Genomic DNA, 455 nt, shown 5'->3' on the forward strand with positions numbered 1-455 from the left:
CCACCCGCTGACCGCGACGCCGCACTAAGAGCGCACGCTGCAGCACATCGAAACCCTGATCACGCAGTTTCTGCAGGTGTCGTGGGGCCCGTGCATGCCGGCCAACGAATCCTTCCAGATGATCGAAGCGACGAAGGGTATCAACAGTTATTACCTGACGTGCGATGGCGGCACCAGGAGCTACCGCACCCGGATTCGTACCCCAAGTTTTGCCCACTTGCAGCAGATCCCTTCGGTGATCAAAGGCGAGATGGTCGCGGACTTGGTTGCGTACCTGGGTAGTATCGATTTCGTTATGGCCGACGTGGACCGCTAAGCATGAACAGCACGCTTATCCAGACAGACCGTTTCACCTTGAGTGGAACCGAGCGCTCGGCCATCGAGCACGAGCTGCATCACTACGAAGACCCGCGCGCGGCGTCGATCGAAGCCCTGAAGATCGTCCAGAAGGAACG

2 pseudogenes are annotated in these 455 nt (G+C 58.9%); both read left to right on the top strand.

Annotated elements, in window-relative coordinates:
* Window positions 1-316 (top strand): annotated as a pseudogene (locus JMV15_RS27980) (NADH-quinone oxidoreductase subunit D-related protein); the annotation flags it as partial.
* A gap of 2 nt (window positions 317-318) precedes the next feature.
* Window positions 319-455 (top strand): annotated as a pseudogene (locus tag JMV15_RS27985) (NADH-quinone oxidoreductase subunit NuoE); the annotation flags it as partial.

Origin of the sequence: Pseudomonas paracarnis (assembly GCF_904063055.1) — a bacterium.
Lineage (GTDB): Bacteria > Pseudomonadota > Gammaproteobacteria > Pseudomonadales > Pseudomonadaceae > Aquipseudomonas > Aquipseudomonas paracarnis.